The 23647-nt window shown below is 63.1% G+C and carries 21 protein-coding genes and 1 pseudogene; 10 read left to right on the top strand and 12 right to left on the bottom strand.

Going from position 1 to position 23647, the window contains the following annotated elements; all coding sequences use genetic code 11:
• Positions 1-155: 155 nt before the first annotated feature.
• Genes EVC45_RS30480 through EVC45_RS30460 form a run of 5 tightly spaced genes read left to right on the top strand, consistent with a single transcriptional unit; the run spans position 156 to position 9369 of the window.
• Positions 156-2768: an FHA domain-containing protein gene (locus tag EVC45_RS30480; protein WP_129961888.1), complete on the top strand. Its 2613-nt coding sequence runs from the start codon at positions 156-158 to the stop codon at positions 2766-2768.
• Entirely contained in the window at positions 2746-4119 is a 1374-nt protein-coding gene (locus tag EVC45_RS30475) for an HlyD family efflux transporter periplasmic adaptor subunit (RefSeq protein ID WP_129961887.1), read from the top strand. Before EVC45_RS30480 ends, EVC45_RS30475 begins: the two co-directional genes overlap by 23 nt.
• Before the next feature lie 37 nt (positions 4120-4156).
• On the top strand, positions 4157-4909 hold the full coding sequence (locus EVC45_RS30470) for a peptidylprolyl isomerase (RefSeq protein ID WP_129961886.1): 753 nt from the start codon (positions 4157-4159) through the stop codon (positions 4907-4909).
• A gap of 39 nt (positions 4910-4948) precedes the next feature.
• Positions 4949-8017 carry a peptidase domain-containing ABC transporter gene (locus EVC45_RS30465; RefSeq protein ID WP_129961885.1) on the top strand — a complete coding sequence of 1023 codons (3069 nt, stop codon included), beginning with the start codon at positions 4949-4951 and terminating at the stop codon, positions 8015-8017.
• Complete coding sequence (locus EVC45_RS30460) at positions 8014-9369, top strand: sigma-54-dependent Fis family transcriptional regulator (protein WP_129961884.1); 1356 nt, start codon at positions 8014-8016, stop codon at positions 9367-9369. Before EVC45_RS30465 ends, EVC45_RS30460 begins: the two co-directional genes overlap by 4 nt.
• Before the next feature lie 45 nt (positions 9370-9414).
• On the opposite strand, the gene EVC45_RS30455 is transcribed toward EVC45_RS30460, so the two are convergent.
• Both EVC45_RS30455 and EVC45_RS30450 read right to left on the bottom strand, forming a co-directional pair.
• Positions 9415-10185: a PP2C family serine/threonine-protein phosphatase gene (locus EVC45_RS30455; RefSeq protein WP_129961883.1), complete on the bottom strand. Its 771-nt coding sequence runs from the start codon at positions 10183-10185 to the stop codon at positions 9415-9417.
• A gap of 5 nt (positions 10186-10190) precedes the next feature.
• Positions 10191-10478, bottom strand: a complete 288-nt coding sequence (locus EVC45_RS30450) for a hypothetical protein (protein ID WP_129961882.1) — start codon at positions 10476-10478, stop codon at positions 10191-10193.
• 451 nt (positions 10479-10929) lie between these two features.
• Here EVC45_RS30450 and EVC45_RS30445 point away from each other — a divergent pair, with 451 nt between their 5' ends.
• Positions 10930-11460 carry a lecithin retinol acyltransferase family protein gene (locus EVC45_RS30445; protein WP_129961881.1) on the top strand — a complete coding sequence of 177 codons (531 nt, stop codon included), beginning with the start codon at positions 10930-10932 and terminating at the stop codon, positions 11458-11460.
• A 40-nt stretch (positions 11461-11500) separates the two neighbouring features.
• Positions 11501-11752, top strand: a complete 252-nt coding sequence (locus tag EVC45_RS30440; protein WP_129961880.1) for a hypothetical protein — start codon at positions 11501-11503, stop codon at positions 11750-11752.
• 4 nt (positions 11753-11756) lie between these two features.
• On the opposite strand, the gene EVC45_RS30435 is transcribed toward EVC45_RS30440, so the two are convergent.
• Positions 11757-12635, bottom strand: a complete 879-nt coding sequence (locus EVC45_RS30435; RefSeq protein ID WP_129961879.1) for a LysR family transcriptional regulator — start codon at positions 12633-12635, stop codon at positions 11757-11759.
• A gap of 339 nt (positions 12636-12974) precedes the next feature.
• On the opposite strand from EVC45_RS30435, the gene EVC45_RS30430 reads away from it, so the two are divergent.
• Positions 12975-13466 carry a DUF4126 family protein gene (locus EVC45_RS30430; protein ID WP_129961878.1) on the top strand — a complete coding sequence of 164 codons (492 nt, stop codon included), beginning with the start codon at positions 12975-12977 and terminating at the stop codon, positions 13464-13466.
• A gap of 115 nt (positions 13467-13581) precedes the next feature.
• Here the strand turns inward: EVC45_RS30430 and tehA are convergent, their stop codons facing one another.
• The 5 genes and pseudogenes from tehA to EVC45_RS30405 all read right to left on the bottom strand — a co-directional run bounded on the left by tehA (position 13582) and on the right by EVC45_RS30405 (position 18331).
• Positions 13582-14607 carry a dicarboxylate transporter/tellurite-resistance protein TehA gene (tehA, locus tag EVC45_RS30425; RefSeq protein ID WP_129961877.1) on the bottom strand — a complete coding sequence of 342 codons (1026 nt, stop codon included), beginning with the start codon at positions 14605-14607 and terminating at the stop codon, positions 13582-13584.
• A 164-nt stretch (positions 14608-14771) separates the two neighbouring features.
• Positions 14772-15122 carry a response regulator gene (locus EVC45_RS30420; RefSeq protein ID WP_129961876.1) on the bottom strand — a complete coding sequence of 117 codons (351 nt, stop codon included), beginning with the start codon at positions 15120-15122 and terminating at the stop codon, positions 14772-14774.
• A 6-nt stretch (positions 15123-15128) separates the two neighbouring features.
• The gene (locus tag EVC45_RS30415) at positions 15129-16604 is read right to left on the bottom strand and encodes an ATPase domain-containing protein (protein WP_129961914.1); all 1476 of its coding nucleotides are present in this window, start codon (positions 16602-16604) and stop codon (positions 15129-15131) included.
• Between the two features lie 412 nt (positions 16605-17016).
• Positions 17017-17784 (bottom strand): annotated as a pseudogene (locus EVC45_RS30410) (tannase/feruloyl esterase family alpha/beta hydrolase); the annotation flags it as partial.
• A gap of 46 nt (positions 17785-17830) precedes the next feature.
• The gene (locus EVC45_RS30405) at positions 17831-18331 is read right to left on the bottom strand and encodes a MarR family winged helix-turn-helix transcriptional regulator (protein WP_129961875.1); all 501 of its coding nucleotides are present in this window, start codon (positions 18329-18331) and stop codon (positions 17831-17833) included.
• A gap of 133 nt (positions 18332-18464) precedes the next feature.
• Here EVC45_RS30405 and EVC45_RS30400 point away from each other — a divergent pair, with 133 nt between their 5' ends.
• On the top strand, positions 18465-19511 hold the full coding sequence (locus tag EVC45_RS30400) for a phytoene/squalene synthase family protein (protein WP_129961874.1): 1047 nt from the start codon (positions 18465-18467) through the stop codon (positions 19509-19511).
• 184 nt (positions 19512-19695) lie between these two features.
• Complete coding sequence (locus EVC45_RS30395) at positions 19696-19944, top strand: hypothetical protein (protein WP_129961873.1); 249 nt, start codon at positions 19696-19698, stop codon at positions 19942-19944.
• A gap of 277 nt (positions 19945-20221) precedes the next feature.
• Here the strand turns inward: EVC45_RS30395 and EVC45_RS30390 are convergent, their stop codons facing one another.
• The 4 genes from EVC45_RS30390 to EVC45_RS30375 form a co-directional block, all read right to left on the bottom strand.
• On the bottom strand, positions 20222-20536 hold the full coding sequence (locus tag EVC45_RS30390; RefSeq protein ID WP_129961872.1) for a DUF4148 domain-containing protein: 315 nt from the start codon (positions 20534-20536) through the stop codon (positions 20222-20224).
• Positions 20537-20733: 197 nt separating this feature from the next.
• On the bottom strand, positions 20734-22278 hold the full coding sequence (locus EVC45_RS30385) for an alkaline phosphatase family protein (protein WP_129961871.1): 1545 nt from the start codon (positions 22276-22278) through the stop codon (positions 20734-20736).
• A gap of 150 nt (positions 22279-22428) precedes the next feature.
• On the bottom strand, positions 22429-23121 hold the full coding sequence (locus tag EVC45_RS30380; RefSeq protein ID WP_129961913.1) for a hypothetical protein: 693 nt from the start codon (positions 23119-23121) through the stop codon (positions 22429-22431).
• Positions 23121-23603, bottom strand: coding sequence for a glycoside hydrolase family 108 protein (locus tag EVC45_RS30375; protein WP_129961870.1), 483 nt, complete (start codon positions 23601-23603; stop codon positions 23121-23123). Before EVC45_RS30375 ends, EVC45_RS30380 begins: the two co-directional genes overlap by 1 nt.
• Between the last annotated feature and the right edge of the window lie 44 nt (positions 23604-23647).

Below are 23647 nucleotides of genomic sequence, written 5' to 3'. Positions count from 1 at the left end.
GATATCCAAATTGACACTCTCGATGCGTGGCTTACAATCCTTTAGGGGTCAGCGTTTGCATGGCTCTTCACGACAACATCATTGCGCCGTTGTTCTTCGTCCCGTTCGCCCCGCGTCCTTGTCGCGGCGGGTAAACGCTTAGTGATCCGGATAAAATGGCCACCGGCGAAGCTCCGATTGCTGAAATGCGCGCGAGCGTGGACGCTGCCTTCGACGTGGTGTTGTCACCCGTTGCGTGCGCGCAGCACCCCGCGCTCGACGCCATTCGCATCGTCGACAACCTGTTCGCCATCGGCCGCAGCGAAGCGCCGTTCAACGACTATCCCGCTCAATGGACCGCCGGTCTCTCGCGCCGGCATGCGCGCGTTTTCATCGAGCATGGCGCGATTTATGTCGCCGATCTCGGCAGCAAGAACGGCACCACGGTCAACGGCAACGCGGTGCGGCAAACGCCCGCACGTGTGCGCTCCGGCGATGAACTCTGCTTTGGCGGCGAGTTGCGCTATCGCGTCGGCATCGAACCGCGCGCGCGCATCGTCGCGGGTGGAAGCGCTTCTGCCCTCACTCATCTATTGCTGGTGCCACAGCGCGACGACCTGGGTCTGCAACCGGTCGACGTGCTGGCTTTTCCGTTTCTGGTCAGCAAAACGGACGAGATTTTCTCGCGCTATAAAGACCGGTATCCGCACCAGGTCAATTACATTTCGCGGCGCCATGCGCACCTGTTTCTGAAGGGTGGCGAGCTCTATGTCGAGGATCTCGGCAGCACCAACGGAACGTTCGTGAACGGACAGCGGCTCGGCGAATCGGCGCTCGCGCTGGTGGACGGCGACGTCGTTGCATTTGGCGGCGATCACTTCGTCTACAGGGTGTCGCTACATAACTCCGCCGACGTCGAACCCACCGTGACCCAGCTTTCTCTTCATCCCGCGGCCGACAGTGCCGCCGATGCCGACAAGACGACCTTCGTCGGCGCGGCGCACTCGTTTCTCGACATCTTCTGCGTGGATCCGGCGCTGCAACGGGAAGACGAAGTGAATGAGGCGGCGCAGCCTGGCTCCGCGCGCGCGAAGCGCGATGGAGCAGGGGCGGCGGGTGGCGCGCAGGGCGCAAAGGGCGCGCAGGCGGCGCATCCCGCGGACGCGAAAGACGGCGCGAATGAAAGAAGCGGCAAAGGCAAAGGCGCGGCGAGAAGTAAGCCGCGTCGCTGGAAGATGGTTGCCGGCGAGCTGCACAAGGCGTTCGCGGACGGCGAGCGCACCAATGTGCGGCGCGCGGCGGCATGGGGCGGCGCGGGTGTTGCCATCGTGGTCGCGCTTGGCGTGGGCCTCTATCTGCACGGTTCATCGGAACGCGAGTTGAGGAGCCTGCTCGCGAGCGGTGATTATTCGAACGCCTTCACGGTGGCGAGCGGCTATCTGGCCACGCATCCGGCCGACACGAAAATCAGCGCGCTCGCGAGCGAGGCGTTGTTGAAAGCGAGATTGCCGGACTGGATCGAAGCATTGCAAAAAGCGCAGTTCGACCAGGCCGACGCGCTGCTGAAGAACATCAAGGCAATGAGCGGGAATAACGCCGATGCCGCATCGCTCGTCGGCGAGTTGCAATGGGTCGGCGATCTCGAGCGCTTCGTCGCGGCGCGCGGCGGCGTCGACGCCCCCATCCGCATGTATACGGACGAAGCGACGATCAACGATCTGCTGCACCGCTGGGACGACGACGCGGCGAGCCATCAGCGCGCGCTCGACCGGATTGCGAGCTACGTGCCGGTCTTCGCGGAGCCCTACGCACACACGCTCAGCCATCTGCGCAAGCTCGAAAGCGACGATTCGGTGTACGTCGCCGCGATCGACCGGCTCAATGGCGTGATTCATACCGAACTCTCGCGCGACAAACCCGACGCGCTGCTGCCGGTACTCGACGATTACGCGCAGCATTATCCACGGCTCGCGGGGCTCGATAGAGTGCGCGACGATTTGCGCCAATACACCGCATTGTTGAATACCGCGTTGAACCGTCAATTGACGTCATTGCTCGCGATGATGAAAACGGTGCGCTTCAGCACACCGCCTTTTCAGGCGCAATTCCAGCAGTTTGCTGCTACGCGTTTGCCGTCGGCGGATATCGTGCGACGTCAGGACGAGGTCGATGCCGCGTGGCAACGCGGCGACACGCAGCAGGCGCTGAACGATTTGCAGTCGATGCCGGTGAGCCCGTGGTCCGACGTGCTCGCGGCCGAAGCGACGCACAAGAAAGCGTTGTCCGATCAATACAACGATCTGCAGAAAACCCGTGGCACGAAAGATTACGACCAGCGTCTGCTCGCGTTCTACGCGAGCCTCGATCCGCAAACCGACGCATGGTTCGTGCAGGCGATCCAGAAAGACGTCGCCGCCTTGCATGATCAGGCACTTGCGCATGCGCAAGATCTGATGCTGCGCGCGCAAAGCCTGTGGAAAGAGTACCGCGCGAATGGCCCGATCGGTGGTACGCAGCGGCTCGAAGCCGGCATCTCGCCGGGCTTCCGGAACGAGGCGCGATTGCTCAGCGACGCGCAAACTTCGGCGCGGCAGGGCATGCGTATCTATACGCAGCTAAAGGCCGATCATCCCGCCGACTTCGATCGCCTGCTCGCGGATATCGAAGCCGAAGCGAGTTTGCAGCGCCGCTCGTTGACCGAGTTGCGCATGGTGCTGGACCCGGGGCTCCTGAAAGCGAAGCTCGCGTTGATTGGAGGCGATCAGAGTGAAACGCGATCCTCACCCTAAACCGTTGTCGCAGGCGCTCGAAGATCATAGCGTCGAAGGCATCGCGATTCTGACGTCCGAGCCGGTGCGGATTGCGCGCGCGCTGATCTGGGCGATGGTTGCGCTCGTCGTCTCGGGTTTGCTGTGGTCGTTCGTCGGCCGTGCGGATGTGATCGTCAGCGCGCCTGGCACGTTGTCGCCGGAATCGGAAGTGCGGCGCATCTATACGCCGATCGACGGCGAGCTTGCGGATCTGTATATCGCCGAGGGACAACCGGTGTCGAAAGGCGACGTGCTCGCGCGGCTCAATGCGCGCGGCGCGATCGAGGCGGCGAGCAATGCATTGCAGGCACAGGTGAAACTCGAAGACGCCGAACGCGAATGGAAGCAGTTTCCGGAGAAGAAGGCGTTGATGGAACGCAAGGCCGCGTCGTTGAAGGCGCAACTCGAAGTCGAGGAGCGCTTGCACGAGAACCGCGTTTCAGAAGGCACGACGAAGCTCGCCGAGGGGCAGAAGGCCGAACTCGACGAAGCGCGCAGCTCGCTCGACAACGCGCGGCGCGCGCGCGAAGCGGCGAATCAGGAACTCGATCGCTATTCGCGGCTGTTCGCGCAGCCGGGCGGCGGCGGTATTGCCGAACTGCAGGTCGAGCAGAAACGCACGGCCGCGCTCGAAGCCGACAACGCTTACCGTGTCGCACAGTCGAAGCTGGCCGAGCTCGACTTTCGTCTGAGCCATGAATACGCGCAGGCGAACGCGCAACTCGCGACGAGCGGCCAGCAAAGCACCGATCTGCAGCTGCAATATGACCAGGCGGTGCGCGATGTCACCGATGCGGAGAACAAGCTGCGCGTGCAACTGCAGAGCGCGCGCCTCGAAGCCGATGCCGCCGCGCGGGTGCGTTTCGAGAACATCGATAAAGACAATTTTCTGCTGATTCTCGCACCGGTTTCGGGCGTGATTACGGACGTCACGTCCACGCAGCGCGGCGACAAGATCCAGGCGAATGCGCCGCTCGGCGGCATTGCGCCAAAAGACGCGCGGCCCGTGCTGAAGATCGAAATCTCCGAACGCGACCGCGCCTTTCTGCACGTGGGCCTGCCCGTCAAGTTGAAGTTCAATGCGTTTCCTTATCAGCGCTATGGCTTGATCAGCGGCACGCTCGCGTATATCTCACCGGCCACGAAGCCCTCCGCGCAGGACAAGCAACCGGTCTACGAAGGCCGCGTCACGCTCGACAAGGACTACTACCAGGTGGCCGGCACGCGTTATCCACTGCGTTACGGCATGACCGCCAATGCGGAAATCGTCGTGCGTGAGCGGCGTCTGATCGATCTCGGTCTCGATCCGTTCAGAGAGGTGGCGGGTTGAGCGCGCGAATCAAACATCCACGAAAGGAGCCGGGAAAATGACCGCGATAGTGCGTATCGATGAAGAAGTCGTGGACGTGGACGAGTTCATTCGTCTTCTGAAACTGACCGGCCAGTTCGAGAGCCTGATCGAGCAGATCGTGCGCGACAAGCTTACCGTCCATGCGGCGAAGAAGCAGGGCATTGCTGTCAGCGCCGACGAAATCCAGCAGCGCGCCGACCAGTTTCGCCGCGTGCGCGGGCTGCACCGCGCGGCGGACATGAATCATTATCTCGACGCGCTGCACGTGAGCCTCGACGAATTCGAGGTGTTCATTACCGACGGGCTCTATCAGGAGAAGATGCTCGACGAGATTGGCAACGACGCGGCGATCCATGACTACTTTGCGTTGAATTCACCGAAGTTCGACGCGATCGAGGTCAGCCATATCGTGCTCGACAGCGAAGGCAAGGCGAAGGAAATGATCTCGTACCTGCACGACGACCCCGACGCCTTCGCCGAGATGGCGCGCGAGCATTCGATTGCCGATACGCGCGAGTCGGGCGGCGTGATCGGCAAAGTGCTGCGCGGTTCGCTGAAGCCCGATATCGAGGCGAAGATCTTCAACGCGTCGGTCGGCGATCTGCTGGGGCCATTTCCTTCGGCCGACCGTACCTGTTTCGAGATCTTCGCGGTGACGGCCAAATACCCGGCCACGCTCGATGCCGACGTGGCCACCGAAATCCGCCGTTTGCTGCGCGAGAGCTGGTTGATCGCCCGCGCCCAGGAACACGTGATCGAAGCACGCTAGTGCCCGACCAGCGCCCGATAAAGCGAGGCTCACCGATACATGGACGCTCCCCAGACCGCGCCATCCGCGCCTTCCACCGCCGAGTTTCTCGCGTCGGTGGAGATCCTGTCGCCGTTCTCGCGCGACGAAATCGAGCGGCTTGCCGAATACGCGCAGGCTAAGTTCTATTCGTTCGGCGAAACGGTGTGCTCGGCTGGAGAGGTGGCCGAGGGTCTCTATGTGATCCGCTCAGGCACGGTGCGCATCTTTACCGAGGAGCACGGCAAGGAAACCAGCATGGGCGTGCGCAAATCGGGCGAGATTTTTGCCGACATTGCGATGCTGCGCTCGTATGTTCACGAAGCGTCGGTCAGGTCGTCGGGCAAGACCGAATTGCTGTTCATTCCGCGCAGCGCGATCGAACCTGTGATGGCGGGCAACGCCGCCGCGTTGGCGTTCGTCGCCAGCTATGTCGCGATCAATTCGGCCGGAGGCTTCGTCGCGCAACTGTTCGATCTGCGCGGCAAGCTGAACAAGGCGGAACTCGAAGAGTACGTGCGCAGCGTCGGCGCGAAACGGGTCGCTGCCGGCAAGGAGATTCTGAAACAGGACGGCCGCGACGACAGGCGGCTTTATGTGGTGCGGCAAGGCCAGGTGCGCATCGTGCGGCAGGAGGAGGGCCACGACTATACGCTCGCGACGCTCGGCGAAGGGGAGATCTTCGGCGAGAAGGCGTGTCTGATGCGTCAGGAGCAGATGGCATCGGTCGTTGCGACCACCGACACGCGGCTGCTGGTCATCCCCGAGCGCACCGTTCACTTCATTCTCGAACGCAATCCGAAACTGCGGGAAGTACTCGACGAGCGGATTCGCTACGGCGACCGCGAATTGCAGCGGCAAAAGCGGCTCGAACAGCGGCGCAAGCTGCCGTTGATGCTCGATCTGCAGAGCAAGCCGGAACTCGGCGAGAAGATCATCCGGCGTTTCGCGCTCGTCGAGCAGGCCGAGGAGATGGATTGCGGCGCCGCGTGTCTCGCAATGATCTGCCGCCATTACGGCATTCCGATGACGCTCGGGAAATTGCGCGAACTCGCGAACGTGACGACGCAAGGCGCGACGCTCGACAGCCTGGCGCGCGCGGGCGAGTCGCTCGGCTTCACGACACGCGGCGTGCAATGCACGTTCGATTCGCTGCGCGGCTTCGATCTGCCGTTCATCGTGCATTGGGAAGGCTATCACTATGTGATCGTGTACGGGCTGTCGAAAGAGTATGTGTGGGTGGCGGACCCTGCACTCGGGTTCAGAAAGCTGAGCGTCGAAGACTTCGAACGGGGCTGGAGCGGCACCTGTTTATTGTTTACCGGCGGATCGCAGTTGCTGCAGATGTCGGCCGAGCGCTCGCCGTGGATTCGCTTTGTCGGCTATCTGAAGCCATACCGCAAGATACTCGGCTATCTGTTTCTGGCGACCTTCGTGATCCAGGTGCTCGGCGTGATTCCACCGCTGATCATTCAGAACATTCTCGACGGCGTGATCGTGCATCAGAACGTCAGTCTGCTGCATATGCTGATCGGTGGGCTCATCATCTCCAACATCTTCACGCAGTTGATGTCGACGATTCGCGCGTATCTGGCGAACTTCATGGTCCGCAACATGGACTTCGCGATGATGTCGCAGTTTTTCAAGCATACGTTGTCGCTGCCGTTTTCGTTCTTCGCGAAGCGCAAGACCGGCGATATCTTTGCGCGCTTTCAGGAGAATCAGACGATCCGCGCGTTCCTGACCGAATCCACCGTCACGACCGCGCTGAATCTGCTGATGATCTTCATCTACTTCACGATCATGTTCGTGTACAACGTGAAGATGACGCTGGTGTTGATCGCGTTCGTGATTCCGATCATGGGACTCACGGTGATCGCGACGCCGAAGATCAAGGGCTATGCCCGCGAAGTGTTCACGGCGTCGACCGAGGCGAAGTCGTTCCTGATGGAGGCGCTCTCCGGCGTCGAGACCGTCAAGGGCATGGGCATCGAGCGGCCGGTGCGGCTGCGCTGGGAGAAGAAATACGCGAAGGCGCTCGAATTGCAGTATCGCGCGCACGCATTCAATATTCTGGTCAGCTTCGGCAGTCAATTGCTGAATGCGGCCACGACGATTGCGATTCTTTGGGTCGGCGCGAATCTGGTCCTCGCGCGGGAATTGACGATCGGTCAGCTGATCGCGTTCAATGCGTTCATGGGCAGCGTACTGAGTCCGCTGATGGGTCTCGTCGGCTTGTGGAGCATGCTCAACGATGCGGGTGTCGCGATGGAACGGCTCGGCGACGTGCTCGATATCGAGCCCGAACAGAAGCCGCAGGATTTGCCTTCGCGCGTGATGCTGCCGGAACTGCAAGGTGAAATCAGCCTGCAGGGCGTGTATTTCCGCTATGGCGAAGAGGATTCCGCTTATGTTCTGGAGAACATCAGCTTCGATATCAAGCCCGGCGAACTGGTCGCGATCGTCGGGCGCAGCGGGTCGGGCAAGACCACGCTCGCGAAGCTGCTGGTCGGCTTCTATCAGCCGAGCGAAGGGAAAATGACGATCGACGGCTATGACTCCGGCGTGATCGACAAGGCGTATTTTCGCGCGCAGATCGGCTACGTGATGCAAAGCAATCTGCTGTTCTCGGGCACGATCGCCGAGAACATCGCGAGCGGCGACGACGCACCGGAGCGCCGCCGTATCGAGGAAGTCGCGAAGATGGCCGACGCGCACGGCTTCATCAGCAAGATGCCGCTCGGCTATGAACAGATCGTCGGCGAGCGCGGTATCGGCTTGTCGGGCGGTCAGATTCAGCGTTTGTGCATTGCGCGCGCGTTGTATCACGATCCGCGTCTGCTCGTGTTCGACGAGGCGACGTCGGCGCTCGACTCGCAATCGGAAAGCAATATTCTCGGCAATATGCAGGAGATCCTGAAAGGCCGCACGGCGGTGATCATCGCGCATCGGCTCAGCACGATCATGCGCGCGGACAAGATTCTCGTGCTCTATGAAGGCGCGATCGTCGAACAGGGCCGTCACGAGGAACTGATCCAGCGCGGCGGCATGTACTATCAGCTCGTGCAGAAACAGTTGAGTGCATCATGATGAAGATACTCGACCAGGTTGAAGAGGCGAGTCCCGCGATCTCGTACGCGGGACTGATCGAGCGGATCGAGATCCTGCGCTCCACGCTGCGCTGGTCGTCGCGGCTCGAACGCGCCGATATCGACAAGCTGCTGAGGCAGGCCACGTCGCTGCGCGACGAAGTGATGCAGCTTTCGCACAAGGAGCGCTTCGTGCAGGCGGCCACCGCGGGCGAGCCGCAAACGAGCGTGGAGCAATCGCGCGGTGCGCGCCGCAAGGCGCTGCTCGAACGCAGCTTCATTTTCGAAGGCACGTTCGGCGACAATCCGCGCTTGCTCGAATCGCTCGAAATCGCGGAGAAGGCGGCGCCAACCGATTTGCCGGTACTGATCGACGGCGAAAGCGGCACCGGCAAGGAACTGATGGCGAAAGTGATTCATGCGAACGGCGCGCGTGCGGACAAGCCGTTCATTTCGGTGAACTGCGGCGCGATTCCGGACAATCTGCTCGAATCGGAACTGTTCGGGCATCGCAAGGGCGCATTCACTGGCGCGTCGAACGACCGCAAGGGCAAATTCGAAAGCGCGCATACGGGCACGATCTTTCTCGACGAAATCGGCGAGTTGCCGCTCGCAGGTCAGGTCAAGCTGCTGCGTGTGCTCGAAGCGCACGAGATTCAACGGGTCGGCTCCGACGAAACGATCGCGGTCGACACGCGCATCGTCGCGGCGACCAATCGCAATCTGCGCAAGCTCAGCGAGGAAGGCCGGTTTCGCGAGGATCTGTTCTACCGGCTCAGCGTGATTCACGTGACGCTGCCGCCGCTGCGTGAACGGCGCGACGAAATTCCGCTGCTGATAGCGTGGTTCGGCGACGAGGCGGCGGGCACGCTGAAACGACGGCCGGTCAGATTGACGCCGCGTTTGCGGGACTTTCTGTTGAGCTATGCGTATCCGGGCAACATCCGCGAATTGCGCAACGTGATGTACCGCATTTCATGTCTGGCTGCAGATATGGCCGACGTCGAGCATTTGCCGCTCGATATGCGACCCGCCGCACCCGGTTCCGCGGCGGCGCAGGCGGATGGCGGGCAGGCAAGCGGCGAGCAGCCGATCAGCGTCGCGAATCTGATGTCGTTGAGCGACGCTAAGCGGGCGGCCAGCGACGACGCCGAAAAAGCGTTCCTCGAACGCGGACTGCGTGAAGTCAGCGGGACCGTCGCCGAACTGGCGCGGCGCATCGATATGAATCGCTCGCACTTGCAGATGCTGCTGAAAAAGCACGGGCTGCACTCGAAGGATTTCCGCAATCGCAACGCGCCGCCCACGAAAAACGGCGCGAACGAACGCGACGACGAAGACGACGAGGGTTGAGTGATAGTTCACTGAGGGCTCAGTGAAGCGCGCGCCTGAACACCTTCACGGCGCCGGATTCAGCAAGGTCTTGTCCGCCGCATTCGGGTCCTGCGCTTCGACGACCACCGCGGTGATGTTGTCGCGCCCGCCGCGCGCGAGCGCGAGGTCGACGAGTTCGCAACATGCGTTTGCGCGTTCCGTCGAGGTCAGCACGTCGGCGATCTCGGCGTCGCTCAGTTCGTTGCTGAGGCCATCGCTGCACAACAGGAACACGTCGCCGTCGGCGACTTCGATCGCATCTTCGTCGAGTTCGAGCTGATCCGTTGCACCGACCGCGCGCGTGATCATGTGATGCGCCGGATGATGGCGCGCCTCTTCCTCGGTGATGACGCCGAGCGAGCGTAGTTCTTCGACCTGGCTGTGATCACGCGTCAGTTGCCGCAAGTGTCCATCGCGATACAGGTAGATGCGGCTGTCGCCGGCCCATACGTAGCCGCAGAAGCGATCGCAGGCAAGCAACACGACCACGGTGCTGCCGATGCGCTGCACCTGGCGGCGCGCGGCTTCGTCGCGCAATTGACGGTTCGCGGTTTGCAGACGTGCGCGTACATCGGCGATCAGCATTCTGAGGCCGCGGGGGGCGGCCAGTTGCGTCAGCGCGTCGATCACGGTGCGGCTCGCGACATCGCCGACCGCGTGCCCGCCCATCCCATCGGCGACGGCCCAGCGTCCGGCTTCGGGCTCGTCGAGGCAGGCGTCTTCGTTGATTTCGCGCACCCGTCCCGCGTCGGAACGCGCGGACGAGGTCCAGCGAAATTGGCTCTCGCAGGTCACAACGGCTACACCATATCGTTTCGGTTGCGTGCGTCCGGAGACACGGTGAGGGTCGCGTTCGCGCCGGTATTGCGCACGTCGACCGACTGGAACTGGTTGATCATCTGGTTAGCATAGAAGTTGTTGGAGACCTCGTACAGATTGACCACCGGACCAATGCTCGGCGTTTGCGGCACGTAAGGCTGAATCCAACCATAAATCCACGGGGCGCCGCCGCCGCCGCGAATTGCCGCCATCGCTTTGCGATCGAGCGCGAGGTTCAAGGTGAGGTCGTTCAATTTGATGCAGGACATGTCGTTCTCCGGTTGACCGCGTGTGCAATGCGCGCGGCTGAATGGACTCTGTGCCAGATGGTGCAAAGGCCATGCCAATGGGGGGCGGATTCGACGCGAAGCCCGCGGCGCATTGACTGGCGTGCGTTTCGCGGTTTCATCCCGAGCGCGCCCGATGCAATCGGTCGGCTCGCGGCCAACAAGCCCACCTTCGAACAGGTGTGGGACCCAACACATTTATCGGCGTCCCACGCAATCTCCACTGACGTGAAATCGACGCGCGCCACGACGCTCAAATGAGCGTTGTGCGCCAACAGATCAGCGCGATTTCTGTTGGTCCCGTACTGACATCCACCTCTTCAGAAAACCGCTCGATCGGCCGACAACCCCGTAAACAGGGGCTTTTCGGCGCATGGCCCGGATGATGCAAAAGCTGTCGCAACAGTGTTGGAAATGCGAAACGAGGCCAGCCATGAACACCCAAATGCTCGATACACGCGACGACGACCCGCAATCCGCAGCCGCTTGCGACACCGCATCATCGACGATCGATCTGCCGATCGGCGCCCATCTGGTGACGCAACGCAATGGCTACGAACATCACGGCATCTATGTCGGCAATGGCCGCGTCGTGCACTACTCGGGCTTTGCGAGCTCCGCGCATCGCGGGCCGGTGGAGGAAGTCGAACTGGCGCGCTTCGCCGCCGGTCATTCGCTGTCGGTCCGCGCGACGCCGAGCGCGATCTACGTCGGCGCTGAAGCAGTGAGCCGCGCCCGCTCCCGCCTCGGCGAAAACCGCTATCGCCTGCTGACCAACAACTGCGAACACTTCTGCGCGTGGTGCCTGCTCGGCGAAAGCCGCAGCGAACAGGTGCATTGCTGCCTGCGCCATCCGCGCACGGGTGTTCGTGCGCTGCTGTGCCTCGTGAAGGCGTTCGTCGAGAGCGGCACGAGGCACGATCACCACGTCGCGCAACTCGCGCAACTCGCGCTCGTCGCGTGAACGCAGCGCGCCGGGTACGGAACGATTCGAGGAGAACATCATGGTTGCCGCGGAAAAGAGCTTGCACTGGGTCGTCGACAAATGGCTCGCGCCCACGCCGTCGATGCCCGCGCGCGTCGTGCGGTTCTGCCATCGCGCGTCGCAGCAGCAGCGCTATGTATGTGTACAGGCGTTGAAGCCGGAAGGCTTGCTGTCGATTTTTTTCTTCCGCCACGGCGACGGTTCGTGGAACGTGTTTCCGCCCCAGGCCGAGCGGCCCGCGATGAACGGATGCTGCCGCACGGCCGCGTAGCAGGTCATTCGCTGCCGGCCGTGGCCGCTTCCTTCGCGAGCCACTGACTGAATAGCAGCATCGCCGGTGTCATCGGCCTGCCCTTCAGGCAGGTCAGCCAGTAACTGCCCGCCTTGACCTCGACGTCGAACGGGCGCACCAGGCGCCCGGTATTGATCTCCCGTTCGAACATCAAAGCAGGCGCGAGCGCGATGCCCGCGCCCTGTATCGCCGCCTCCACCATCAGCCGAGACGAATCGAACACCGGTCCGCGGACCGGCCGCGGCGCGATGCCCGCGGCCGCGAACCAGTTCATCCAGTCGTCCATGCGGTACGAGCGCAGCAGCGTTTCGTTGGCCAGATCGTCGGGCCGCGTGAGGCGCGCGGCGATCTCGGGCGTGCAGAGCAGCGCGAGCGGCGCGTCGAGCAGTTTGGTGGCGAGCGACCCGGGCCACGTGCCGTCGCCGAAACGGATCGCGAAATCGAGCCCTTCGGTCGCGAGGTCGACGAGGTTGTTGTTGGTCAGGAGCCGCAGCTCGACGAACGGATGGGCGTCGCGAAACGACTTCAGACGCGGCATCAGCCAGCCGACCGCGAACGTGCCGACTACGCCGACCGTCAGCACCTCGTGAAAATGGCCGCCGTCGAACTGTTTGAGCACCGCCTCGATCCGATCGAACGCGTCGGACAGCACGGGCCGCAGCGCGAGCCCTTCGTCGGTCATCGCGAGGCCGCGCGGCAAACGCTTGAATAGCGCGGTGCCGAGCCGCTCCTCCAGCGAGCGAACCTGCTGGCTGACCGCGGCCTGGGTCACGTTCAGCTCTTGCGCGGCGCGCGTGAAGCTCAGATGCCGCGCCGACGATTCGAACGCGCGCAGCGCGTTCAGCGGGAGATACGGTCTCATAGCGCAGATGCAAGATTTTCTTGGGAGTGGGCTAACTTATCATCATCGGCCCGCTTCGCCGATTTCCTGGCTGTTATTCGCCAGTCGAATTGTGCGACACTAGGGCCACATCGATGGGGGCAATCGCCCGCCCGGTGCAGCGCCAGACGCACGGTGGCGGCTAGGCAGTGAGGCGTCGGCATGGTGAGCAACGGTGAACGCGCACTGCGGATTGCCTCGATGTAGGTGGTGAGAAGTTGACTGTCCAGATGGAATGCTCGACATGTTCTGCCGACGTTCGTCCAGGTAAGCCGTCGGCTCGTGCAACCTTGCATCCTTGCCCTCGATCGGGAGTCCGCTATGTCCGTGTACGTTCTGGCCTTGTTCATTGGCGTCGTCGCCGGCCTTCGCGCGATGATCGCCCCCACCGCCGTCAGTTGGGCCGCGCGTCTGGGATGGCTGCCACTGCAAGGCACGCCGCTCGCGTTCCTCGGCTTCACGGCCACGCCGTATATCTTCAGCGTGCTGGCGCTCATCGAGCTGGTCACTGATCAATTGCCCGAAACGCCGAGCCGCAAGGTGCCGTTGCAGTTCGGCGCGCGTATCGTGCTCGGCGCGCTGAGCGGCGCGGCGATCAGCGGCGCGCATGGCGGCCTCGCGGGCGGCATGATCGTCGGGGTGCTTGGCGCGGTGGTCGGTGCGGTAGGCGCGGTGATCGGCACGCTGGGCGGCGCGAAGGTGCGCAGTTCGCTCGCGAGCATGTTCGGGCGCGATGCGCCCGCGGCGTTGATCGAGGACGTGGTCGCAATCGTCGCGGCTGCGTTGATCGTCGTGTCGTTGCACGGGTTCTGACACGTACGCCAACCCAAATGCAAACGCGGCGGGACGCTTTGCACGTCGCCGCCGCGTTCTGTTGCTGAGTTCTGTCGCCGGGTTCGCCTGAGCGGCTGGCGTCGTTACCCCGCGCTCATTGAGCTCGGGCGATCCGCGCGGCCGTCGCGACTTGCCTGACCGGCGCCGCAGCGGCGCTCGAGCTTGCCGCCACGGGCGGGAGCAGCTTGCCTTGCACGAGCAGCTGAAGCGTCTTCACCGCCAGGATCGCGATGATCGCGTTCGACACCACGAACAGAACCGGTGCCGCGAATTCGATCGGACCCGTCGCGCCGCGTTCGACGAGACGCAGCGCCATCGTCGGCAGCGCCGCCACGCCGAAGCTGAACGCCCAGTAGCCGGGCACGAACGCCTGTTGGCGGATCCACGGCAGCAAACGCAGCAGCATCAGAGCCTGATAGAGACCGTAGCCGAGCAGCGCGTAGGCGAACAGATCGGGCGTGCCGGTGGTGAGGCTCAGGTACGCGACGCCACCGACGACCGGCGGCGCGAGTTGCACGCCGAGGGTCGGGCGCAGCGCTTCGGGCAGCGGTTCATGGACGGCGGCGCGATGCAGGATCATCGATTCGAGCGCGAGCCACGCCAGCATGCCGCCGCCGAAAAACAGCGCGCCCAGTTGATGGAAACCGAATGCGGCCGAGCTCGCCGCCGCGACGAAACCCGATCCGACCGTCGGCAGATAGATCGCCGGCGTGGTGAGCTCAGGCTTGCGCCCGCCTTGCCACAGCTTGCCCTGCAGATAGACGCCGAGCCCAAGCTGCCCGACCGCCGCGATGCCGTACAGCGTCAGCGCGAGGGTATGCGCGTACGGCTGCAGCAGTTGCGCGGCGAGCAGCGTCGAGATCGGCACGAGCGCGACGAACGAAGACTGCACCGGATGGTCCAGTTCGGCGCGTGCGTCGGCGGTCTGCGCGAACCACTTGTGCGCATAGCCGAACAGAAGGATGACCCAGACGGCAAGCGCCGCGACCGTCACCGCGCTGCCCACGACGGCCGGCAGCTGCCACAGCCGGATTGCCACGCGCCACAGGTTGGCAAGCGCCAACGAGCCCACCGCGATACCGAAGAAGCCAGCGGGAACCGCACCACGATTGCTGTTCATGACGACCTCCGAAAGTTGCGACGCGCTACGGTGTGCTGATTGGCGCGATCGATGGCCTACTGTAAGAGGCCACGGAGAATCACAGAACGCTGCAAGCGCTCGACAAATGGCGCGAACGTCTCAAGCCGCGTTTTGAGCGGGGCAAAGGGGAGGGAAGGCGGCGCTCAACCGCCCATGCGCACCAGCAGCGCCAGCAGTTGGTCGAACGAAAGCGGCTTGCGCGCGTACGCGATATGCGGATTCGGCTGCGCCGGAATGTCCGCTGCCGCACTGCACAGGATGATCGGAATATCGCGCAGCTGCGGGTCCGCGTACAGCGCCGCGCACAGCTGAAGACCCGACATGACCGGCATCATGCAATCGGACACCACGATGCCGGGCCGGCTCGAGCGGATCAGTTCGAGCGCGACGGCGCCGTTCGACGCAGTTTGCACCGCATAGCCGTGTCGTTCCAGCAGCAGCCGCCACACCGTGAGGATGTCGAATTCGTCGTCCACCACCAGAATGGTTTTCATGGGTGGCTAGGTTTTTCGCGTCGCTTGCAGCGTGGCCGACAGGCCCGGCATCGATTGGGTGCCCGCGGCGCCCGGCGAGCCTTCGATCACGTCGAGTCCCTGCGACGAAATCGACAGTTCGCGCAGTGACGTGTCGTGCGCGCTTTCGCGTTGCTTGACCACGGAGATCATGCGCCGCAGTCCGCCTTCGGTTTCTGCGTAGCGCAGCAGCACGAGGTTTTCGGTCAGCGCCGACACGCGCACGGCCCTCGAATGGCCCGGATCGCTGTACAGCGGCAACTCCTCGGTGACGAGCGTCGAGATGGCCGCTTCGCGCAGCTGATGCAGCAGCGCGTTCAGGAACAGGCCGAAGCGCTCGGTGCGCAACGCCGAATCGCGAAAGCCCTCGACGCCGTCGATCACGATGCGCGTCGCGCCGGTCTGCTTGACGGTGGCCAGCGCGTTCGCGGCGATTTCGTCGACGGCGAGTTCGATCGCCGGCTGCCAAAGCACGGTCAGACGGCCGTCCTGCCACGCTTCGGCAAGCGGGATCGACACCGCTTCGGCTTTGCCGACGAGCCGCTGCGGACCCTCGTAGAAGCCGACATACACGCAGCGTTCGCCGCGTGCGAGGCCGGCCGCGAGGAACTGCAGGCACAGCAGCGTCTTGCCGACTCCCGAAGGGCCGATCAGCGTGGTCGTCGAGCCTTGCGCGAAGCCGCCGCCGAGCAGGTTGTCCAGATGCGGCAAGCCGAAGCCGAGCCGTGCTTTCAGATCGACGGGGCCGGGCTGCGCCGCGCACTGCGCCTCGAGGCGCGGGAACATCAGCAGCCCGCTTCCGGCGATGCGGAAGAAGTGCTTGCCCATCAGATGATCGCGCGCCCGCATCTTGTGTACTTCGATCTCGCGCGCGCGGCGCATGCCGTCGTGATAGCGGTTCAGCTCGATCAGACCATCCACCAGCGTGTGCTCGGGATGCGGCTCGTTGCCTGACAGCGGCGCGAGCAGCAGCGTCGTGCAATCCAACGCGGCGACCAGCGCGTTCAGCTCGTGGATGAACTTCGACAGCGACAGCTCGGTTTCGCTGAATTCGCGCGCGCTGCGAAAGCCGTCGATGATCATCAGGCTCGGCCGGTAGTCGTAGATGCTCGACGCGATCAGCTTCAGGAAACCATCGAGCCCGTCCCGCATCAGCTCGTGATAGCCGGACACGAACAGCATCTGTTGCGCGACCGCGGTTTCGTCGAAGAAGCTCAGGCCTTTCAGGTGACCCAGCAGCTTGTCGTGCGATTCGGCGATCAGCGTCATGTACAGCACTTTCTCGCCTTGCCGTACGCGATGAAAACCGATCTGGCTCGACAGGATCGTCTTGCCGGCGCCGGCCATGCCTTCCAGCAGATAGACGCCGCCGCTCACCAGACCGCCGCCGAGGATCTCGTCGAAGCCGGGCACGCCGGTTTCGACATTGCGTCGCGCCGCGTTGGGCCGGGCCGCGGTAGGCATCGCCGCGTTGGACGGGCGAGGCGTGTTGGATGCGTCGGTAGTCATTGTCGATGTGTCGTTCAAAGTGCAAGCGACGGTCTGGTCGTGACCGTCCTGTGCTCAACCCCGTTATGTCAGCAATCCCCGTTCCCGATCGCGGGCAACGGTGCCCCGCGGTGCGGAATGCGGGGATTCTATCCGGCAACCCGGCGCTTGGCGAACGGCCCGTGCTCGGCAGGGCGGTATGCGAGGGCGAAAGGGCTCCCCGGCGAGGAGCCCGGTACATGCAGCATCTGGGGGAGTGAAGTGCGCAGACCGGTCGAACTTGCAAACCGGTGCAACGAGTTGGAAAAGCAAGCCGCGCATGCCGGGGAGCCGCATGCGCGACGCAGGACGTCGGGCGGCTCGCCGTAGTTTCGCCGCCCGCTTCAACCTAACTGCACGAGAAGCTGTTTGCCGAATCGACGCTGCCGCTCGTGTAGCGCGCGACCTTCGGATACGGACACAGCGGCCGCGTGCGTCCGGTGCCCCAGTTCGACGGCACGTCGCTGTTCGGCGTGGCGCCGCTCGCGTCGCGTGCGGTCGCGATCACGCTGTTGGGCGCCTTGCCTTGTTCGACCCACGCGATCATCGGCGTCAGCATGTCGAACTGGTCGGTACTCGGGCCACCGCTGCAGTGGTTCATGCCGGCGATCGTGTAGAGCCGCGCGAAGTTCGATGCGTCGCCGCCGTTGGCTGCCATCAGTTGCTGATACCAGGCGGTCGTATCGTTCGATGAGAACACCGGATCGCTGGTGCCGTGATAGACCATCAGCTTCGCGCCGCGCTGTTTCAAGGCACTCAGGTTGGTTTCGTCGGGCGGCGTCATGAACGACCAGGACGACTCGGTGTAGACGCCGCCGGTCGCGACGATCTTCGGCGCGTCGTTGTCCATGCTGAAGTTCAGCGCATACGCCGACAACTGGCTCAGTATCGACGCGCTCTGCGGCAGCGTCGTAAACGTGAACGCAGCGGCGGCCGGGTCGAGCGTGATCGAGTTCGCCTGCTTCCACGCGGACCAGCCCGCTCCGAGGCCCGCGTCGTACGGGAAGCTCGCATAGATCGCGCTGCCCATGCTATTGCGCGCGCCCGAGAACACGTTGCCGATCGCGACTTTCTGCGCGCTCGTCAGACAGGTGCCGTCGCGCACGTTGAGAATACAAGCGTTAACCGTTCGGTGAAAACACCTATAGGGCGGCGCGTGAAAGTTAGCCGCGCAAATTGCGCACGAACGTTTCGAGGTGGGTTTGCACGCTGGTCGCGGTGTCGATGCCGATGTCGTCGAGCATCTGCTTTTCGATCGTCTTGACCGCCTGCTCGCATTCGCGCAGCACCGCGCGTCCCTCGTCGGTCAGTTTCAGCAGCACGATGCGCCCGTGCGTCGGGTCCGGCTCGCGGCTGATCCAGTTGCGGTTCGCCATTGCGTTCATCACCTCGTTGGCCGATTGCGGCGTGATGAAAGAGCGCTCGGCGAGCTGCGCATTGGATGCCTGGCCGTTCGCTTCGAGCACCGACAGCGCGGTGAACTGCGCCAGCGTGAGGCCGAGCGGCGCGAGCGCTTCGCTCATGCGGCGCCGCAGGATGCGTTCGAGGCTGCCGATCACATAAGTCAGGCGCAGGTTCGAACGACGGCTGCGAGTGGCGCCGGCTTCGGCGGACGGCTTCTGATTCTTGTTCATGGTGTACCGGGTGACGGGTCTAGCCCGCATCTTAGCGCGCCGTGCGCCGGGGGCCGCAAGAGCCGGGCAGAGCCGTGTCATCAGCCGCGCCTGGCCGTATACAATTCGGCAGCGCCCGATCCCCGCGGCGTTTCACCCGCCTATTTGCCAACCAGTCCAACCCATGCCGAATCCGACCCGGGCCTTTCTTCTCGGCCCGCTCCTGAAAGGCGTTTCACGCTCCTTCTATCTGACGCTGCGTGTGCTGCCCATCGGCATGCGCGATCCGATCGGCCTTGCGTATCTGCTCGCGCGCGCGGCCGATACGATTGCGGACACCTCGCTGATTGCTCCGGGTCGACGCCTCGAATTGCTGCTCGCGCTGCGCGATCAGGTCAATGGCGTGGCCGTCGACAGCGCGCCGTTCCAGCGTATCGCCGCAGAGGTCGCGGGCCAGCAGTCGCAGTCGGATGAAAAGCTGCTGCTCGAATCGTTGAGCCCCGCGCTCGACGTGCTCGCGCAACTGAGCGAGTCAGACCGCCACGCGGTGCGCGCGATCGTCACGACGCTGACCGAGGGCATGGAATTCGATCTGCGCACGTTCCCCGACGAGCGCTCCGGTCAGCTCGCGGCGCTGCGCGAATACGACGAACTCGATCGCTATACGTATCTGGTCGCGGGCTGCGTGGGCGAGTTCTGGACCACGATGACTTACGCACACATGCCGGGCACGCTGAAAGAACGACTCGACACGATGAAGCAGCGTGGCGTGCGTTTCGGCAAGGCGTTGCAGATGACCAATGTGCTGCGCGATTGCGGCAAGGACTTGCGCATCGGCCGCTGCTATCTGCCGCAGAGCATGCTCGAAGGCCACGGTCTGAGCGCGCGCGATCTGCTGCAACCGGCCAATTCGATGCGCGCGCGGCCGTTGCTCGTCGAACTTCTGCGCAAGACGCTCGATCATTTCCGCGCGGCGCTCGACTATACGCTTGCGATTCCGGCGAGTGCCGTGCGCTTGCGGCTCGCCTGCCTGTGGCCGATCCTGATCGGCCTCGACACCCTGCTGCTGCTCGCGGATAACGACGCGTGGCTCGATCCGGCAAAAGTATCGAAGGTGACGCGCCGTGACGTGTATCGGATCATCGCGTCGTCGCTGCTGCTGGTGCCGTCGAATGCGCTGGTGCGCAATGCGATCAATAACCGCATCGCGCGGATCGAAACGCGGCTGTAGGCGTAAACGCCTACGATTGCACGCACGTCTACGCGCATCGAATAAAACTGAATCGCTTCAAGGCACTACGAAACAATCGAAGTACCCGCTATTTATTCTGGATCATTGAATCGTCAACAATCGGGAAAGCCCTAGGCCACTGCATTCGCGCTTCGCGTTAGTCTTTTCGAAAAGGAGGCGACCTATGCGACAAGCGTTCAATATTGCGTTGGTGCTTTTGCTTGGCTATTTGATGGCGGATCGTGCGTTGATGCGTGCGCAGGCGGGCGAGGTGGGCACGATTACGTGTCACCAGGGCGCGGCGCTCGTCAAATCGGACGCGTTGAAAAAGGGCTTCGGTGACGCTGGTGCGAGCGCGCAGAGCGAGAGCTTCCTGTCGAGTTGCCTCGTGACCGGGCGCGGCCAGGTCGGCAATCTGATCGCGCGCGACTGAGCGGCGGCAGCGGAGGATTCGTCGCGGCGCACGCAAAGCGCCGCGAAAAAGCGCCCAGACCGTTAAGGCCCGGGCGAAGTCATCGGGAGTCCGATGACGGAGGTAACCACATATGAACTGGCCCGCGCTCGGAAATACCCGAGCTGCGGGCCAGTTCATTTGAATCGGGGTGCGCGTCGCAAGGACGCGCTATTCGGAAGGGCTAGCGGTTCGTGTCGCCGTAGGGCTTCGTGGCAACACAGCTATCGAGCTCGACGAACCGCCTGCTGCCTAGCGCTTACTGACCGAAGTAGACCGACTTCGGGCCAGTCGTCGGAGCCGGATGGCTCGTTTGCGACGTACCGCTCACCACACCACCGAAGCCGGTAGCGGCCTGGCCGACGCCGTTTTGCGCGTCGACGCGGGCTTGCGCAGCCTGGATGTCAGCCGGGTAGTGCGGGTCGGCGTGACCGGGTTGATAGCCGGCCTTTTCCAGTTGGACCAGTTCGGCGCGCACCTGGGCACGGGTCACGGGCTGGTTGGCTTGCGCGAAAGCAGCGACCGGAGCGGCGACAGCGACAGCGATGACAACGGCTTGAATCAGCGATTTCATGATATTTACCTCCAGTTCAGGGTTTTGTCTTGCTGCGAACTTGCTTGTTCGTAGTCAGTGATTGCATTGTAAATAGGCGAACTGGACGGAGTAAGTCGTGATTCAGGTAATGTTTGTTGCGAATTCCGATATAAACAGGCGGAACTTTTAGGGTTAACGCGGAGGCGTTCTTCGTGCCGCCGCGGCGATGCGGTTTGCTATTTCTGCGCGACCGGGCTGACGTCCGAAGTCGTAGCCTTAAGATCGTTTCGCGTGATGCCCGACGTCGTGCCTTGGACCGATTGCCGCAAGCGCGTGAACGCCTGGCTCGTGCGCGCATCGCGCTGGTCGCGTGCGTCGTAGAAGTCCTTGCTGAGCCAGTGGCCGAGACTCATCATCAGCGAGCCCAACGCGCTCTTGAAGCGCACCCATGCGTTGCCGGTGCGCGCCAGTTGCGCGGCGGCCTCGACCGCTTCGGCGGCGAGCCGATCCAGTTCCGCATGCAGAAAGTCGGCGAAATGATGCAGGCCATGCTGATTGCCATTCGACGATTTGCGCTCCAGCTCGACGTGCTCCGCAATCAGCGATTGATTGGGCACGCGAATAAACGGCGGCGTATCGGTTCTCACGCCGTCGCCACGACGAATCGCCACGCCGATGTTGGCGGATGCCGCGGTGCGCTTGCCGAGCGGTGGCATTTGCCACTTGTCGCACAGGTACTTCAGCAGGCTGCAATGATCGAATCGTTCTTTGCACACGTCGGCTTTGCACCACGGTGACACGAGGATCGCGGGAACGCGCACGCCCAGTCGTTTGAAATCGAAGCTCGCGGTGTGGTCGTCGGGCGCGATCGCGTCGGCCGGCGGCGATACGTGGTCGTAAAAACCGCCGTGCTCGTCGTAGAGGATCACCAGCAAGGTGCGCTCCCACAGCGCCTGATTGGAGCGCAGCGCATTGTAGGTATCCGCGATCAGCTTCTCGGCCTTCATGATGTTGTGCGGCGGATGATCGTCGTTCTGCGCTTCGCCGAAGTACTTCGGCTCGATCAGCACGAATTGCGGAAATTGACTGGCGGGTCCCGCCGCGTCCTCGAAGAACTGATCGAAAGAGCGGTAATTCGCGAGGTTTTCTGCGCGTCGCTGGTTCTTCAGCAGCAACGATGCGGGGAAATCGTAGAAATAGACGCTCCAGGTTTTGCGCGCGGCGTTCAGCCGATCGAAGATCGTGTCCTGATCCTGCTCGGTGTACCAGTGCGGCTCGAGCCCGTCGAGTCCCGAAGGCATTCCGATCTCGCCTTTCGACGTACCCGTCAGCGCGAAGAAACGGTTGGGCCACGTCGGCCCAGGCAATGACGAGAACCACTGGTCGCACACGGTGAATTGCGAACCGAGCGTGTGCAGCGCGGGCAGAAAGCCAAGCGGGTAATAGCCCATCACGTCTTGCCGCGCGGCGGGGCTGCTCTTCGGGTAGTCGTTCACGAACGAACGCACGAAACCGCTGTTGTCGGCGGCGATCTGTTCCATCACGGCCTTGTGCTCGTGATTCGGATCGTGCTTCATCTGCCGCTCGCGCGTCTCACGCGGATAGAAGCTGTTGCCTTGACCGTCCGCGTTCGACTTGCCTGCCGCGTTGCGCACACCGTCCAGTTTGTCGTGCACGGTGTCGAGGCAGCCGAGCATCTGGTCGAACGAGTGATTCTCCATCAGCAGCAGCACGACGTGTTCGATCGGATCGTTCTGCGCGTTCTGCTCGACGTCACTCATCTTTTATCGCTCCACTCGGCACGGGATGGACTTCGCGATGCCAACTTAGCGCAAAACGCGTGCTGGCGAAAGAGCTTCGCCTGAAACGGACCTGCACGCGACGCCCAGCGTATTGCCTCGCGTGCATGATTCGCTCAACGTAGCATCGACTCAGCTGCCGCCCGAAAAGATCGGGCCTTGCCCGCCCGGTGCGAACGACGGGAAGTTGTCGGCAGACGGCGCGGCCGCCGCCTGTGCCGGCGAGCCCGCTTGCGACGCCGGTTCGCGCAACGTCAGCGCGCTATCCGGCGTGATCGGCACGCTCGGCTTCGCGAGCAATTCGGTCTTGCGCATCGAGCCGACCGACGTGCCGAAGTAATAGCCGATGATGCTGATCCACGCGGTCCCCAACGCGCCGACGATCACGTTGACGAGATCCTTGTTGGTGCCCGGCAGAGGCTGGAACGCCATCAGCAGCAGAATGCCGAAGAAGCCGGTGGTGACCGCCATCGCGAGCACCTTCGGGACCCAGTCGCGATTGGCGACGCCCATCGCGCGTGCGTTCGCGATGTCGCTCGTGAGGATGCGGGTCATGTCGCTATCGCGTGCGAGGCTCGACTGCGCGGCCGTCACCATCAACTGCTGCAGTTGCAGCGAGTTCGCGCTTTCGGCCTGACGGATCTTTTCGAGCGCGCCGGGATCGTTCAACGCGGGTTCCACATAGGCTGGATCGCTCGGCGTGCCGAGCGCGTGGGAGATGATCGCGGCGGCGGCGGTCACGCCGACGTCGACCCGACCACCCACGAGCCCGGCGAGAAGCGGGGCGGTGCTGCCAATGTTCGTCGCTACTTTGGTCCAGTCCATCATGCTGCTCCCAGGAGAAGGTTGGCTGCCATACGTTCGATCCAGCCGCGGCTGAAATTCGGCCACGAATGCAGGTTCCTCAGATAGCGCATTCGGTACGCGGCAAAGCGCATCACGAACTTCATCGGGTCGACGTTCTTGACCGCATCAAGCGTGTCGCGGCCGAACTTGCCGTCTTCCTTCGCGCCGGACGCTTTCTGCATCCACAGCACGACGAGGCCGCCGTTGTAGTTCGCGTCGAAAATCTGAAAGGCCACGCGCGGATCGAGTTCGTCGAGATGCAGTGGATCCCAGTACCTGCGTTTGGCGATCTGTTGGGCGGTATCGAGCGGCAGGTCTTTCATCGCGCCGGTATAGCCCTCGCTGCGCGCGACCCGCGCCGTCACGCCCCACATCGTTTCGCCGCCGGGATCGGCCGGATTGAAGCTGTAACCGCCTTCGTTTCCGATCAAGGCTTTGAATGCATCTTCGAAGCTGTCCATCGAACTGCCCCCTCTTCGGCTGTGTTGACAACTGAAATGACGAA

This window comes from Paraburkholderia sp. UYCP14C, from assembly GCF_004197395.1.
GTDB lineage: Bacteria > Pseudomonadota > Gammaproteobacteria > Burkholderiales > Burkholderiaceae > Paraburkholderia.
This window is presented reverse-complemented; position numbering and strand designations above follow the sequence as displayed.